Source organism: Nitritalea sp. (genome assembly GCF_054166705.1).
Window position 1 is genome coordinate 45,091 of record NZ_JBSZCV010000015.1, and the last position, 16,184, is coordinate 61,274.

10 protein-coding genes are annotated in these 16,184 nt (G+C 47.4%); 3 read left to right on the plus strand and 7 right to left on the minus strand.

Going from position 1 to position 16,184, the window contains the following annotated elements; all coding sequences use genetic code 11:
- Positions 1-200: 200 nt before the first annotated feature.
- The 3 genes from ACXIT9_RS10175 to ACXIT9_RS10185 form a co-directional block, all read right to left on the minus strand.
- On the minus strand, positions 201-803 hold the full coding sequence (locus ACXIT9_RS10175) for a hypothetical protein (RefSeq protein ID WP_458056119.1): 603 nt from the start codon (positions 801-803) through the stop codon (positions 201-203).
- 14 nt (positions 804-817) lie between these two features.
- A complete protein-coding gene (locus ACXIT9_RS10180) occupies positions 818-3,226 on the minus strand; it encodes a TonB-dependent receptor (RefSeq protein WP_458056120.1) in 2,409 nt (802 codons plus the stop codon).
- A 149-nt stretch (positions 3,227-3,375) separates the two neighbouring features.
- Positions 3,376-3,729: a hypothetical protein gene (locus ACXIT9_RS10185; protein ID WP_458056121.1), complete on the minus strand. Its 354-nt coding sequence runs from the start codon at positions 3,727-3,729 to the stop codon at positions 3,376-3,378.
- 268 nt (positions 3,730-3,997) lie between these two features.
- Here ACXIT9_RS10185 and ACXIT9_RS10190 point away from each other — a divergent pair, with 268 nt between their 5' ends.
- Together ACXIT9_RS10190 and ACXIT9_RS10195 are read left to right on the plus strand one after the other, a co-directional pair.
- Entirely contained in the window at positions 3,998-5,896 is a 1,899-nt protein-coding gene (locus ACXIT9_RS10190) for an acetate--CoA ligase (protein ID WP_458056122.1), read from the plus strand.
- Positions 5,897-6,203: 307 nt separating this feature from the next.
- Entirely contained in the window at positions 6,204-7,655 is a 1,452-nt protein-coding gene (locus ACXIT9_RS10195; protein WP_458056123.1) for a redoxin family protein, read from the plus strand.
- 88 nt (positions 7,656-7,743) lie between these two features.
- On the opposite strand, the gene ACXIT9_RS10200 is transcribed toward ACXIT9_RS10195, so the two are convergent.
- The gene (locus tag ACXIT9_RS10200) at positions 7,744-11,526 is read right to left on the minus strand and encodes a PAS domain-containing protein (RefSeq protein ID WP_458056124.1); all 3,783 of its coding nucleotides are present in this window, start codon (positions 11,524-11,526) and stop codon (positions 7,744-7,746) included.
- 90 nt (positions 11,527-11,616) lie between these two features.
- Here ACXIT9_RS10200 and ACXIT9_RS10205 point away from each other — a divergent pair, with 90 nt between their 5' ends.
- On the plus strand, positions 11,617-12,432 hold the full coding sequence (locus ACXIT9_RS10205) for a PhzF family phenazine biosynthesis protein (RefSeq protein ID WP_458056125.1): 816 nt from the start codon (positions 11,617-11,619) through the stop codon (positions 12,430-12,432).
- Between the two features lie 50 nt (positions 12,433-12,482).
- Here the strand turns inward: ACXIT9_RS10205 and ACXIT9_RS10210 are convergent, their stop codons facing one another.
- From ACXIT9_RS10210 to ACXIT9_RS10220, 3 genes are all read right to left on the minus strand, one after another.
- A complete protein-coding gene (locus ACXIT9_RS10210) occupies positions 12,483-13,355 on the minus strand; it encodes a hypothetical protein (protein WP_458056126.1) in 873 nt (290 codons plus the stop codon).
- 161 nt (positions 13,356-13,516) lie between these two features.
- Positions 13,517-14,176, minus strand: a complete 660-nt coding sequence (locus ACXIT9_RS10215; RefSeq protein ID WP_458056127.1) for a peroxiredoxin — start codon at positions 14,174-14,176, stop codon at positions 13,517-13,519.
- Positions 14,177-14,467: 291 nt separating this feature from the next.
- Positions 14,468-15,967, minus strand: a complete 1,500-nt coding sequence (locus ACXIT9_RS10220; RefSeq protein ID WP_458056128.1) for a Do family serine endopeptidase — start codon at positions 15,965-15,967, stop codon at positions 14,468-14,470.
- Between the last annotated feature and the right edge of the window lie 217 nt (positions 15,968-16,184).

A 16,184-nucleotide genomic window follows, 5' to 3' on the forward strand; every position in this document is an offset into this window, starting at 1 on the left:
ATGCCCTGTGAGCTATGAAAAGGCTCCTGATAATCAGGGCTAACACTGGTGGTACTTGTTTTCTGCTTTGTGTCATCGTTTAAAATTCCTTAAGGATCTTTAGTGGGGTGTTTCTGAACTGTCCTTAAAAAAAAGCCCTTGCTAGAAGCGAGGGCTTTTTATTAAATTTACCTTATGCGAAAATGGTATGCTTTTTTGTCTTACTGAGCGACGATGTTCAGTTCGAATGTGATGTCGAAATCCACATCGCCATCCTGAGCGGTAGAAGTAGCTGTCTTCACCCCTGGCTGATGGGCTAACCAGACACGGAATGCAGCTCCAGTAACAGGGGCACCTGTCACCCAACGTGTTTCAAGACCAACAGGTAGGTCATTGTCATCGAAATCCAGGTAGTTGATGGCTCCATTGCGGTTTTGGATGTTCCCGATACCCATCGGGTCGCTGAATACATTTTCTGTGAATTCGAAGAATATCTGGTGCTCGTCGTCTTCATCGCGTATTTCCTCCTGTACGTCCTCTACTGGAGAGACGAGTCGGTTTAACAGTTCGAAGGTCAAGACATACGCTGTATTCGGACGAAGGGTGATAGGGGCTACCGTAAAGGCAGAGTTTAATGCCAGGCCACCTGTAGGGTCTTCTGCTAAGGCTCGAACGACGTGTGAGCCATCTTCTGCGGTAAAGATTAGCTCTACATCTGTGAAGATTTCCACTTCATTTTCCTCTTCTGGCGCTTCTGCTTCAGAGCAGGCGAAACCTAGGCCGATCATCAATACGGCGAGTAGTAGTGTGTGTAATTTGTTCATGTGAAACATGGTAATTAAAATTTATAGTGAATAGATAGAATAATGTTTCTTCCTAAGTCATCGGCGAAGAAGCGCATAGCGTTCAGGTAGTCGCGATAACGTGTGTTTAGGGCGTTAGTCACCATGACACTTCCACCCAAGCGGCCTTTTTCTGCGGAGGCGAAAGCATTTAGCAGGAAATATCCGGGTGGTGGAGCTAGAAAGTCAAAGATTTCCGAGTCGATCGATATCGTTTCTGTGCCTTCTATGAGACTGCGTATCGATACCTCACGAGGTGCTTGAAACTGACGGAACGTATAGGAGGGCTGTAGACTAAATTCCACTCTATCAAATGGCCCTACGTTCGTGTTTTTATAATTGAGCTCGTAGTTAATGTGTATCGGTGGCTGGTTGATCAGCGGCTCATCTCTTTCCACATTCCAGCTCCAGATATAACTTCCTCCGAATTTTGAGCTCCATTTTTCGGTATGCTGCCACTCCACCTGTAGGTCAGCTCCTGTAAAAAAGGCATCGGCTTGATCGAAAATATAGGTAGGCATCGGTCCCCGTAAGGTTCCCACTACACCGATGGGGCGCCAGTAGATGAAGTTGGCGATATAATTGGCATAAGCAGATGCGCTAAAGCGGAATCTTTCCCCTTTTACATCGATCTCATTCATCCATTTGTAGCTTTGTTCTGCTTCCACACCACTTTCAGCGAAGGGCACGACGCGGTTGTTTTGGAGGACACCCTCTTCATCTTCAAAATAGCGTAATAGGCCGAACAGCTGTCGGGCTTCATGTTGCCCGAAGCTATAGAGTTCGGCCATGTTTGGGGGTCTCCAACCGGTCCCGATGTTACTTCTGAAGGTACTACGGGGACTGAGTTCGTTCACATAGCCTAGCGCTGCGGTAAAGTTCGAGAAGGTGAAATTATCGGAGAAAAGCGCTTGTGTTCGTTCTCTTCCAGCGACGGAGTTTTGTTCGAAGTCATAACGCAGGCCAAATTCCCACTCGCTATTTCCGGTGGTGTAGGTTTCGATGAGGAAGGCGCTGGCGCGAAAGCTGTTGTAGTTCGGGATAAATGGGGTCACAGAGGTGCCGGGGTTGTTATTATTTTGCTGCGTGAGCAGCTGCACCCCCGCTACACCACTCCAGCGGCTACTGAGGCGATGTGTCCAGTCTGCCTGAATGTCATTCGATACTAGGTTAAGGTCGATGATGGGCAGGTCTGCATTTCTTCTCACGTCGAATTCTTCTCGTTGATTCGACTGAAAGGCGTAGCGCAGGCTAAAGAAATTGGCCTCATTTAAGGTATAATCCAATTTCAGGGAAGCTAGGTGATGGCGAACAAATTGGTTCGGCTCATTGATGTCATAGGAGAAGTCGCGGATGATGGTCGGTCTTTCTGCCTCGAAATTTCGGATAAGTGCGGCACCACTGCTACCGATGGAGGCGCGGAGGATGCCGAGGTTTTGGTTCACGAAGCTATAATAGGCGCGCGCGTTCAGGCGATCAGTGATTTTATACCGTGCTCCTGCGTGGGCGGTGAATTCACGGGCGCCGGTATTGGTTAAGACATAATCGGGTGCTTCTCGATCCCCTACGATGTTTATTTTACCGCCAGCATGCCAGCTGAAGCGTTCTTTTCCTTCACTGATGTCAAAGGCCGTATTGAATCCGCGACCATTTGTTTGATAGCCGGTGACCACTTGTCCGCCAAGTTCTTGGTTAAAAGGTAGGGTGTTCGATTCGGTGAGGACAGCGCCTCCGAGAGCATCGGGGCCGTAGCGTACGGCTGCAGCGCCTTTGATGACAGAAATGCTTTCTGCACTAGAGATATCGATTTCTGGCGCATGGTCCGACCCCCAGTTTTGGAAGCCGTGTTTAAAGCCATTATTCAGGATAAGAATACGATTTCCATAAAGTCCATGGATAACGGGTAGCTGGATGTTCGAGCCGAAGGAGGCGAAGGTGACGCCCTGCACGCCAGAGAGTACAGTCCCGAGAGAAGCCATACGGTTTCTTTCGATGAGCTCGCGGTCTACACTACTAATGGATAAGCTTCGCGTTCCTTCTTCACGCATTTTTTCGCCTCGAATTTCTACGGTATTTAAGGTCTCATCTGTGGGGTCAAGGTACAGGAGGTTTTCTTTTGCAGGCTGAAGGGTAACGGTTTTTTCGGCATACCCTAAAAAGCGCACACTTACGCGTGCATCACTGTTAAAGGGGACACTCATTTCAAAGTAGCCCTTCGCATTGGTGACGACTACACGCTGGTCTCCATCCAGAAGCTGTAAGGTAGCTCCAGGAAGGGGGTCCTTGGTGTCCGTTTCATAGATAAAACCTGTGAAGAGGCGGTCTTGCGCCTTTAACTGCTGGAGGCATGTAATGCCTACGAGTAGGAACAAACCTCTCAGGAGAAGTTTACAAGATAGAAGCATAGGGGTCTTTTTTGCGTGAGTACCTTTGAGGCCTTAGCGCATGGTTAAGATAAATGGGACCAAAAGGACTGCTCCCCTAAGCAAGCGACACTTACCAATGTGCTGCTGGAAAGGGAGGCAACCCCCAGCGGGTCACCAGTAGGAAAGGATTAAGAAAAGGAAGGGGGGCCACGCAGGGCATTCGCATCTACGCCTGTCGGCATGAACGCTTTAGAGGTAAAAAAGATGGTGACTTCGTATAAAAGCTGATAGGAAGTTTCAGTAGGAAGTTCGGGGCTCGCATCGAAAGTATGGAGGGGATTCGAAATGATGTCGAGTAAATGAAACTCTTCTTCACTGTGTTCGTGGTCTCCGTCCTGATCGGCTACGGGGTGGGCGTGGACAATGATATTCCCATCGCCGTCCACGTGGTGGTGGCGATTTACCATACCATTATACAGCATCACGAAAAAGATGCCTAGGTAGAGGTGAGCGAGAAGTATTTTAACTTGTCCTTTTGTCACGATAAGGCAAATATACGTAGGATTTGTTGAAGAGGGCAACTTTTCAAGGCAGAATTACCTATAGTTACGGCTTCTTACACGAGTGGTAGTTAAATAGGTTGTGCTGTTTACGGAAACTATTTACCAGTTATCTAATTTTTTTTGTTTTTGGGTCGATTAATGGGTTCTGGCTATAGTAATTTACCGTAAAAACGAAGTGTTTTGGAGGTAGTGCGTTCAAAATTCCCTTATATTCACGAGTCAAATCCCAAAATAAAAAGTTATAACCATGACCTACCAGCAAGAATTTAAGCAGTCCATACAGCATCCTGAAGAATATTGGAGGGAGAAGGCCACTGCGATAAAATGGTACAAAGAGCCCGTAAAGATATTATCGCAAAACACCGCTGGTTTTTACCGTTGGTTTGAAGGAGGGCAGTTAAACACCGCCTACCTCTGTTTAGATTACCACGTCGAGCAGGGGCGTGGAGATCAGGACGCCTTGATTTATGATTCGCCTGTGACAGACACGATCGAAAAGTTTACGTATCGTGAGTTACGGGATAAGGTGGCCCGGTTTGCTGGCGTTTTAGCCGCTCAGGGGGTCGGCAGGGGGGATGCTGTCGTTATCTACATGCCCATGATCCCGGAGGCGGTGATCGGGATGCTAGCCTGTGCACGTTTGGGAGCGATTCACTCGGTCGTGTTTGGGGGATTTGCTCCTCATGAGCTGGCCGTTCGTATCGATGATGCTAAGCCGAAGGTAATTCTTTCTGCTTCATGCGGTATAGAATTCGAGCGTATTTTACCCTATAAGCCTTTGGTGGATAAAGCTTTGCGCGAAGCGCGCCATCAGCCGGATGCGCATATTATGTATGTGCGCAGCCAGCAGCCGGAGACCTTAGATGGTTCAGGTGAGGTGAACTGGGCTGAGGCGGTGGCGCAGGCCGATGCGATGGATCCGGTTCCAGTGGATGCGCATGATCCCTTGTATATTTTATATACTTCGGGTACGACGGGTAAGCCGAAGGGGATTATTCGGGACAATGGCGGCCATGCGGTGATGATGAAGTGGAGCTTAGGGGCGACCTACGCTACTTATCCAGGTGAAGTGTTTTGGGCAGCTTCGGATATCGGATGGGCTGTGGGGCATTCGTATATTGTATATGCCCCTTTAATTAATGGTTGCACGACGATTTTATTTGAGGGGAAACCGATACGGACACCAGATGCAGGGACTTTCTGGCGTGTGATCGAGCAGCATAAGGTGAAAACGTTTTTTACGGCGCCTACGGCCATTCGGGCGGTGAAAAAGGAGGACTTCGAAGGGAAGTTGTTTCGTAAGTATGATGTGTCGTCCTTAAAATACTTGTTTGTGGCAGGGGAACGCTGTGATCCGGCCACTTATGAATGGGCGAGTCAGCTGTTGGGCATTCCGGTGATTGATCACTGGTGGCAGACAGAGTCTGGAGCGCCTATGCTGGCCAATATGGCAGGTTATGGCTTGCAGCCGATCAAGCCAGGTGCGGCAGCCACCCCTGTTCCGGGATTCCAAATGGAGATTTTAGGGGAAGATGGCACTGTGCTGGGGCCAGGAGAAGAAGGGTATGTGACGATCAAATTACCTTTACCTCCTGGCTGTCTGCCAACCTTATGGGGGGACGATGCTCGTTTTCAGCAGTCCTATCTGAATCGCTTTCCGGGGTATTATTTAAGTGGTGATGGAGGATATAAGGATGCAGATAATTATTTCTATATCATGGGACGTGTGGATGATGTCATAAACGTGGCGGGGCATCGCTTGTCTACGGGTGAGATGGAAGAGATGGTCGCGGCGCATCCTGCGGTGGCGGAGTGTGCTGTCGTAGGCATCGCAGATGAGTTGAAGGGTCAGCGGCCTGTAGGCTTGGTGGTGCTGAAAGATGGAGTAGAGATCGCTTCGGATGTTTTACAGGCGGAGTTAGTGGCGAATATCCGGGCAAAAATTGGTGCAGTAGCTTTTTTTAAGACTTGTGTCATCGTGAAGCGCTTACCTAAGACGCGTTCTGGAAAGATTTTACGAAAGAATATCCGGATGCTGGCGGATGGGGTGCATTTCGAAACGCCTTCGACGATCGACGATCCTACGATCTTACAGGAGATTAAAGAAACGCTTTCTTTGGAGAAGGTGGGCTTGGCATTCGCGTGAGAGACATTTATTATTTGAATGCCGTATCCTAAAAAAGTCCTCTAGACCTATGGTTTAGAGGACTTTTTTTATTTATAAACGGAGATTGTATTTCTGCTTTTAAAGAGCTGGCAGAAGGTTGTTTTTTTCGCTTGGTGGCTGGTGCGGCCTACTGGGCTGCTAGGATTTCCAAAAAGGATGGAAAATAGGAAGGCTTTAACGAATCTTTTAAGATGTTAAATAGTTTAAATCAGGTGTGTTTAGCGATATATTTTTTTATATTTATTGTTCAAATGCATCATTTATCTTTCCATTAAACATAATCACTATGAAACATTTTGGCTTAGGCTTGTTCACGTTAGTGTTCATTTTAGGCTTTACTGCGTGCCAAAGCGGGGAAAAGCTTCAGGAGGCGGATCCTTTTTTACACCTTAGCGGTCAAGTAGTCAATAGTAAAGAAGGGGCTATTTCTATTTATTATGGTGAAGAACGGCAGGAGCTGGCCCTAGATTCTGCAGGTAACTTCGAGGGAGCAATACCGGTACCGCGTCTCGGTATGGTTACGGTGGCGCATGCGCGCACGGGTATTAGCCTGTATTTAGGCCCAGGCGATCGATTTGAGGTGAATTTTGATGCGGAAGATTTCGAAGCTACGCTGGCTTTCACAGGAGATCGACTTGCTGAGAATGAGTATCTATTGAAAAAGAAGCAGTTATTTAAGGCATCGCAAATAGATAATTGGATGGAGGTTTTAGCCCTTCCTTTTGAGGAAATGATTGCCAAGCGAGATGCGGCGTACGATGAGGTACGAACGTATTTTGAGGCTGAAGCGGCAGAGGGGAAGTTCTCTGATTCTTTTGTGCATATGGAGAGGGCTTATTTCGCGTATGAGCCGCTCCTTATGGAGCTAAGCTACCCGGATTATTATGGGTATATTCATCAGATTCGTAACCGAGAGGAAATTCCTTATCCGGCAAAAGAAGTGGAAAAGCGGCTGGCGGCCATTCCTACGGATGATCCGACACTGATGGAATACAGTTTTTACAGTGGGCTGTTAGAGCGTTTTTATGGATCTGTAGCGCAGGAACTGATGCGCGTGTACCCTGCAGAGGATCGTCCGTCGTATCAAGCTGTTCGCTGGAAGGTGATCGATTCTTTAGCGCGTCATGAGGAGATCCGGGAGACACTCAAGTTTACAGATGTAAAAAATCAACTTTCCTATCGGGGTCCTGTGCATGCTGAGGAGATTATATCGCTTTTTGAGGCAGAAAATCCTTCTGAGAAAATGATGGCCCGACTTGCTGAGGAGAAGGCGCGCTGGGAGCCGATCAGTCCTGGAGCGGAAGTGCCTAATTTTAGCTTTACGACAGTGGAAGGTGAGCAAGTCGATTTAGCGAGTTTAAAAGGGCAGTATGTGTATATAGACATTTGGGCGACCTGGTGTGGACCTTGTATTGGTGAACATCCTCATTGGGATAAGTTGAAGGCGGACTATAGTCATCAGCCGATTGCCTTTTTAACTGTTTCAATAGATGATAAGCGCGAGGATTGGGAGAAGATGGTGGCGGATAAGCAGATGGAAGGCTTGCAGTGGTTTGCTGATGGAGCTTGGTCTTCGGAGCTGGCTCAGCATTTCATGGTGCGCGCTATTCCTCGTTTTTTACTTTTAGACATGGAGGGGAATGTGTTGGATCCATCTGCGGATCGCCCTTCGGGTAAAATCAGGGAGGTGCTGGATGAGCTTTTGGAAGCGAAGAATTTGTTGGCTTCGGGAGAATAGACGTTGTCCTGGAAGGAAGTAAAAAAACCGCCTATAGGCGGTTTTTTTATGGGTATGCGTACCAAGTCGCTTCTGGCATTAAAAGTTATTAGCCAAGTAATTGTTCCAGTTTTGCTTTATTCAAGGGTTTGGTCATGTACTCGATAACAGGCGGATAGCCAAAAGCCTTTTCGATGTCTTCTTGGTTTTCTGAGGAGCTGAGCATGATAACCTTCGGTTCTAGTTGCTCTGCCACGCAGGCATCCAAGAGCTGCCATCCATTCATTTCAGGCATATTGATGTCCAGAAAAAGGATAGCTTCGGTGAGTGTGCCCTTCCTTTTTCGGAGGTAGTTTAAGCCTTCTATAGGGTTCAAAAAGGTGGAGATGCGGATTTCATGAGCTCCCGTGATTTTTTTAAGCACTTGTTTATGAAGTAAATGCATCATCTGGTCATCATCGATGAGGATGAATTCGCTAACTCGCTGTATTTCAGGTTTGTTGCCCTCCGGTGATAAGGCGCTTTGAGGGGAAAGGGCCTCTTCTCCGCTTTCCCTTAATAACATGGATTTACTGATGTTTATTTTCGTCGTCAAATCGCGAATCGCTTGGTCTAACTCTAGGCTAGCCAGCATGAGTTTATCTAGGGCATGTTCTTCTGTCATCAGGCTATAGTCTTTGCCGCGAATGAGTTGACTAATGCTCATAATTTTCGTTAGCGGTGCCCGCATGAGGTGCGACTGCGTCCAGGCGATGTTTTTCAAGAGTTTATTTTGGGATGTGATGGTCTGTAGGTGTTGCTGTTCCTTCGTCACATCATAGATGGCTAGGTGAAGCATTTCTTTTCCGGAGAGGGAAATCAAGCTAGCTGAAAGCTCCACGGCGATACGCTGTTTTTTCGCATTTTGGTGATGGGAGAACCAGGTTTTGGCACCTTCGCGGCCCACTTGACTTTTCATTTCCTCGAGCGAAGCTACATTGTCACCAGTGAGTGCTGCATACGTAAGAGGCGCTGTAGATTTCTCGGAAATGCCGTAAAGTTTTCGTGCCTTTTCATTTATTTCTACTATTTGTGCGTCTTCTATGGAGACGAGTAGCATCGGGAGTCCCGCCTTATCAAAGACCAAGCTAAGCCGCGTTTCTTTTTCTTCGAGCATTCGGTCTATGGCACGTTGTTCACTGATGTCTTTAGAAAAAACACTGACTCCTACTACCTCCTTATTTTGCATAATTGGATAGAAGCTTAGCTCGAATTCCCGTTTTCGTTTGGGTGTAGTGATGGTTTCTTCGACATAAAACGGTTTCCCAGTACGAAATACCCTGTCGTAGACGATGCGGTAACGTTCCTGATCTTTTGGGGGTAATGCTGCAAGTAAGTGGTCCCCAATCTTAATTTTTATTCCGAAATCAACTTCAAAATCCCATTTGATTTTTTCGTTAAAGAATATAAAGCGCATTTCTTTGTCTACAGCCCAGACGCCTTCCTGAACACTGTTTAAGATGGCTTTTTTGTTGGCCTCTTCACGGATCAGTTGGAGTTCTACCCTTTTTCTATCGGTGATTTCGGTCGTGATACCTCCTGAACCGACCAGTTTTTGGGTAGCATCATAAAGGGGAAACTTGATGGAGATAAAGTAGCGCAGGGGCTCATCTTCTTGCTGCAGCACTTCTTCTACTTCAAGCGTTTCTCCTGTATATAGGACTTGCTGATCATGCGTCATAAATTCACGTGCGATAGACTCGGGAAACAGTTCTAGATCTGTTTTTTTATGCACATCATGCCAAGAGAAGCCAGTCGTTTTTGTCCATTTCGGGTTTACCTCCTCATAGCGGCCCTGCACGTCTTTAATGTAAATGAGAGAACCACTATTGCGGTAAAGATTGTCTAAAAGTATACGTGATTTTTTCAGCTCCTCCTCACTGTTAACGCGAAAGAAAAGCTGTCCTAGCATGCCAGCTAGAAGCTCGATAAGTTCTTCTTCTTCTTTAGTAATCGTGTGGTAATTTTGGACGAAGTCCAGCCCCACGAATCCTATACAGTTCGTGCCGTCGTAGATCGGAAGTGCTAGTAAGCTTTTAATGCCCTGCGGTTCCAGTAGTTCGTATAGGGGCTTGTCGTCAGCGATGGCTTCTATGCGGGGTACGTGCATCTTTTTTCCTGCCAGATGGGCCTCTGTCCAGGATTGTAATTCAGTTAAAGGGAAGTTTTGGAGCTCCTCTATCATCGGTACGGTTCCGGGCGCGCACCATTCATGTGTATTGTGACAGACATAAGCTTCCCAATCATAGGAGAAAATATAGGTTCTATCTGCTTGGGTGGCTTCACCTATACTTGCGATTGCTTTATTTAACTCCTGGTCCATATCTGCTTTCGTCGCTCGAATGAGGGAAGTGGACAGTTTTACTAAGGTAAGCTGGAGTTCACTTTGGCGCTGTAGCTTGAGCTTGCTGCGTTTTAAATCGGTGTAGGAGGTAAAGGTGCTAAAGACTCCAGAAGGGGAGGTGCGTAGTCCTTCGAATATAGGGCTTGCACTTACTAGAATCCATACATAGCGCTGTTTCGATGGGTGAAAGACCCCCATTTCTACCTGATTCACAGGGATGCCAGTGCGTAGGACTTGCATGGCTGGGTGTTCTTCTCCGGGGAAAGGGCTGCCGTCCCCCCTGATGGCATGCCACTCGGGGGAGGTAGAGGTGCGTCCCTGCATTTGAGCTATACTCAAACCCAGTAGCTTTTCTGCGGCCGGGTTTGCATTGGTGATTTCGCCACGCTGATTTTGATAGACGACGCCCTGCTCCATGGTAGAAAAAAGGTAGGAGAATTCCTCCACAGCTTTTTGGTTTTCTTGTAGGAGCCTCCGGTTGGAGTAGGTGCCTTTAATAATTTTTGCAGCCGCTTGGAATATATTACTAGTCTCGAAGTTGATCAGCTGCGTTTGCTGTACGAAATCACAGCCGATCAAGCCAGTAAGTTGCTGATTTTCCACTATGGGGACCAGAAGTAAGGACAGCACCTTTTCCTGGAGTAGAAAAGTCTTAAATGGGCCGTCTGCTAGCTGGTGTACATCGGCGATAAACAGCTCTTCGCCTGCTTTTAAATCGTTCAGGTAACTTCCTAACAGCTCCAACGGGATGTTTTGTTCGTTTGCCTTTACGCTGCTAATGGCCGGCTGTGTCCATTCGAATAGATTCGATATGCTTTCACGTGTAGTCGTATCTACTTCAGAAAGGTACACCCGATCAGCACCACAGGCTTTGCCGAGCTCTTCTAGGATATTTTGGATGCGCTTATTGACATCTTCTTCTTTGAAATGTATGATTTCATCGAGGAGATTGATGATATTTGCCTGCATGGCATCGATTTGCTGCACTTGCTCGATGTAGGCGGGAAGAGAGGATAAGGTGACGCTATAGCCATAGGTGTAGAGTGGATGCCCTTTAGGAGAAAAGCGGGTATGTGCCCGCGAAAAAAGGGCTAACTGTTTCCCGCTGGGGAGTAAAATCGGCTGGTAGACGGTGTAGCCGCTTTCTTTCTGCAAGTGTCTCTCGAACTGATGCTGGGTTTCTTGGCGAGCGGAAGGATGGACGTAGCTGAAAAAGGTCGCAGAGTCCGGTGGGCCCTGTTCCGTGCTACGTTCGAAGAGTTGCAGTAAACTGTCCGACCAGTAGATGTGTTGCTGTCGGTGGTCTACGATCCATATACCCCCTTGATGAGATGAAGCTGAGGATCTTAGTGGGACAAAGGGAACAGACTGCGATAGTGCGTCCAACAGAGACCGTAATCTTTCATCCGATCGCAGCTCTTCTGTCGTCAGCGAATGCCAGTCTATCTCTTGAAAAATTCCCGTACGCCCCAGCTGAATAAGTTGTGTGTATAAGTCGTTTTGCGACATGTGGTAAGCGGGCTTAGTGTTTTAATGTAAGCTAAAGATACAGTGTTTCGTTTGGTTACAAAATTCTATTATTGAAACGGTAGTTTATAAATGAGTAGAAGATTAAAAATCATTCAAGTGGATGCTTTCGCATCTGAGCAATTTGCTGGAAATCCTGCGGCTGTCGTCCTAGTGGAAAAATGGCCTTCGGACCTGCAGCTGCAGGCGATCGCAGCGGCGAATAATTTATCGGAGACGGCCTTTGTACTTCCCTTGCTTGCTGAGAAGGGGCAGTTTGCCCTACGCTGGTTTACGCCGACCACTGAAGTGAAACTTTGTGGGCATGCCACGCTTTCAGCAGCGCATGTGCTGTTTGCGCATGAACTGCCGACACTAGATCGTATCTTTTTTCACACCCGATTTTCAGGTGTGCTTGAAGTTGGACGTGATGGGCCCCTATATGTGATGGATTTTCCCTTAGACGTGGGTGTAGCGATTTCAGTGTCCGACCTTCCCGAGGCTCTTTTCGGAACGACACGCCCCTTATCGGCCTGGAAGGGGCAGGACGATGTGATCGTTCGCTTACCGGATGCACAGGCAGTGGCTGCTTATCGCCCTCCCATGGAGTTATTGGGCAGCCTTCCCTTTAGGGGCTTGATCAGCACTGCCGTGGGAGAGGAGCCTGGGATCGATTTCGTCTCTCGCTTTTTTGGTCCTGCCGTAGGGGTTCCCGAGGATCCGGTTACCGGCTCTGCGCATACGAGTTTAGCAGCTTTTTGGGGCCCCATTCTGGGTAAAACCAGGCTTCAGGCACGCCAGATCTCTTGGCGCCCCGGTGATTTGGGGGTGGAAATCAAAGGAGACCGTGTAGCCCTTTCCGGGCGGGCGCAGACCTTCCTGGTAGGGGAGATATGGTTGCAGGAGTGAGCTGGTAGTACCTATTCTTTTGGCCGGCAGGCCAAAAGTCCCTGTCTGTTTTAATCCAGATGATGCTTATCGATGTCGTCTGTTACTTTAGCGATGAGTTTATTGTAGATATAGGTCACGAGAAGCACCATAAGCCCGGCGAGGATGGCCATGAGCACATTAAAGTAGGCCGGCGCCGAAAGGGTCAGGCGCAGGAAGATGGTGGCCAGCGCGAAGGAGGAGTAACGGAAAAGATTATAGTATTTCGTGGTGTAGCGTAAGGAAAAGAGCAGGATAAATATATCGCTGAAAATGAGAAGATTGTAGAAAAGCTTCATGCTGTAGATGAACTTATGGGTCTGGTAGGCGGTCACGATGTCGTAGATGCCTAAGGCAATAAAAGAGAGGGCAAGATAGATGGAAAGGAGTTTTTTAACCCGGATAAAGCCCTCTTGTTCCTCTTGGTTGCGCGTGATGCGGGTATGTTTTTGGGCCTTATAGAAAAGCCCTGTGATTAGGAAAAGGAGTATGGCTCCGAAGGCGTCGGATAGTACAGGCAGCATGTCGATGAGGAATTGGGTGTCCCAGCTGAGCTCACCGACGTAATGGCCGAATTCTTTAAAGGCATCTCGGAGAAGGATGAGGGAAATGATTTCAAATTGTTTTCCTACGGCATCAGCAACTGAGTGAGGGATCAGGAAAATCAGGCCCAGGGCTTCGAAGATGAGGAGTACATTAAAGGCCAGTTCTATGGCAAAGAAGGCGTTATGGGCGGGTAAGTAGGGGATGATGAGGCCCATATTTTCGAGTAAAACGATGAGTAGTCCAGCGAAAAAGGCGAAAATAACGGTGTTACTGATGAATTTTATTACGCGTGGACCTTCCCAGCGATGGTGTAGGTAGTCGTAGGTATTTAATTTCAGCTGGATAAGTTGGTGTAACATACGGGGACGCGTTAATTAAAAGGGAAAAGATAAAGAAAATAGATCGAAATATAGGCTTTTTTCCTTTGGTTACCATAGCGAAAATAAAAAAATCCGCGAAAATTCGCGGATTTTTTTGTATATTCATATGTGAAGCATATGTGCATAAACACTAGTTTTCCTTAATCTTCGGGTAGGTCTCTTTTTGCTAAGTAGAAATCGACCATTTCGTAGTCACTCGCTTCGCGCTCTTGCATTTCAGCAACGGTTTTCGGCGGAGGAACGATCGCCTTATCTCCGGGCGTCCAGTTCAGTGGGAGCGCACATTTGTGCTTGTCTGCCGTCTGTAAAGCGATGAGAACACGTTTTATTTCGTCCATGTTTCTACCTACATTCAGCGGATAGTACATGATAAGGCGAATTTTCGCGTTCGGGTCGATAAAGAATACTGCCCGAACGGCGGCTGTTTCGCTTTCTCCGGGCTGTAGCATGCCATAAAGCTTGGAGACGCTCATGTCGATATCCGCGATGATCGGGAATTCGAAGAGTACCCCCGTGTTTTTCTTGACATTATTTACCCATGCGATATGGGAATGTATCGAGTCGATGCTAAGGCCGATGAGCTTGGTCTGACGTTCGTCGAAAAACGCCTGCTCCTGCGCGAATCCAGACATCTCTGTGGTACAAACAGGCGTAAAGTCTGCGGGATGGGAAAATAATACCGTCCAGGAGTCTTTAATGTACTCCGAGAACTTTAATTTCCCTGTCGTCGTCATCGCTTCGAAATCAGGAGCGATGTCTCCGATGCGTGGCATACTTGGTGTGTTTTCAGCTGTTATCATGTTATTATGTTTTAAAGTGTGTTTCTATATGTTTATCTTGTTACAAAGGTACCGATTCTGGAGAAACAGCGCGTGACCTAAGTCACTATGGAAAATTAAAATCGATAGATAAAAACTATGGGCATAAGGTTTTATCGATACCTTCCTCTATACGGCACTTCGGTGTTAGCGTATAAGGCATGGCTTTCTGCTAAGGAAACGATAGGATTTTTAAAAGGTTTAATTAAAAATAAAGCCTCAACTCACGAGGAGCTGAGGCTTTTTAGGGGTATAATTACCGTTAATTGGGTTTTAATCGAGTTCTACCTCGAAGTAGAATTCTTGGCCATTCGGGTAGACGCCGAGGATAACGATTTCCTCTCCTGGGTTTTCTTCGAATACGGCGGCTAAATCACTAGCGGAGTTAATGCGATAACGGCCGCCACTTCCGATCACGCTGGTGATGATGAATCCGGGTTTAGCTCCTGCTTTTTTCCACTTATCGCTTTCCACGCGCAAGATGCCGGCACCCCCATTAATGCGTAGCTTTTGGCGTACGGATTCTTTCACATCTTCGAACGTGACCTCTTCGAAGGTAAGCGTTTCAGGGACCTCTCGCTTAATGATTTTCGTATCTCCTGCGATATTTTTCAGGGTGGCCTTCGTTTTCTTCTCTTTCCCATCACGTAGGTAGACCACGTCTACTTGATCTCCGGGCCGTTTTCTTGCGACCATTTCCTGTAAGCGTGCTACCGTGTTCGTTTCGGTACCATCTACGGCGATGATAATATCTCCTTCCTGGAGTCCTGCCTCTTCGCCACCGGATCCCGCGTTTACATCGATGACGTAGACACCTCGAGAAACTTTCAGTTTTTTATTCAATCGCTCTTCCAGTTCTGGGCTAACGTCTTGGATTTGTACGCCTAAAAGTCCACGCTGTACGGCACCGAATTTCAATAGATCGTCTGCGACTTTTTTCACGATGGAGCTAGGAACTGCGAAAGCGTAGCCATTAAAGGTACCTGTTCGGGAGGCGATCGCGGTATTTATGCCGATAAGTTCACCGGCCAGGTTCACGAGTGCACCCCCGGAATTTCCGGGGTTAACGACCGCGTCGGTTTGTAAGAAAGATTCGATCTGCAAGTTGTTTTCCACACCTCTCAGAATGCCGATGTTCCGTGCCTTTGCTGAGATAATGCCGGCCGTCACCGTAGAGGTCAGGTCGAAGGGATTTCCCACGGCTAAGACCCATTCGCCGACGCGCGTTCTGTCCGAGTCACCGAATCGCACGAAGGGTAAGTTATCCGCTTCTACTTTTATGAGTGCCAGGTCGGTGGTGGGATCTGTTCCGATAACACGTGCCGTGTAGCGGTCATTATTTTCGAGTGAAATCTCGATTTTCGTAGCATTTTCGATTACGTGGTTATTCGTCACAATATAGCCATCTGGTGAGATGATCACCCCTGATCCGGAGCTTCTGCCCTCGCGCTGCTGAGGAGCCCCTCCCTGGTCTGGACGGCGGAAAAAGAATTCTTCGAAGGGATCCATTCCTCTGCTTCTACCGCTTACAGATACGGTGCTGCGTACATGCACGACAGCAGGAAGCACCATTTCTGCTGAGGCCACGAAGTTGATACCCTCCGGAATGGTGAATTTTTCATCAGACAACCAGTTCACTAAGCTTGCGTCCTGTTTATCTGTAAAATTCGTCGCGGTGTTCTGTTTACTCAGGTAGTTTACTCCTGCCACGGCGATGATACCACCGAAAAGGGAAGCGAGAAATATCCCCAAGAAAAACTGCTTTTTACTCATATTGGACTTATTTTATAGATTGATAGCTGTGAATTTCAGAAATTTCGTTAACAATTATCGTACATTTTTATCTGCTTCAGCCTGCTTTAACATGCTTTAACGTCGAAAGGTCGGGTTCTGTCAAAATCTCTTTTATTAAACTGATTATGCGGCATGCAGTTTCGAAATTTCATCTTTATTCTATAGATTACGACGTTAGAAGATAATTGAATACCAA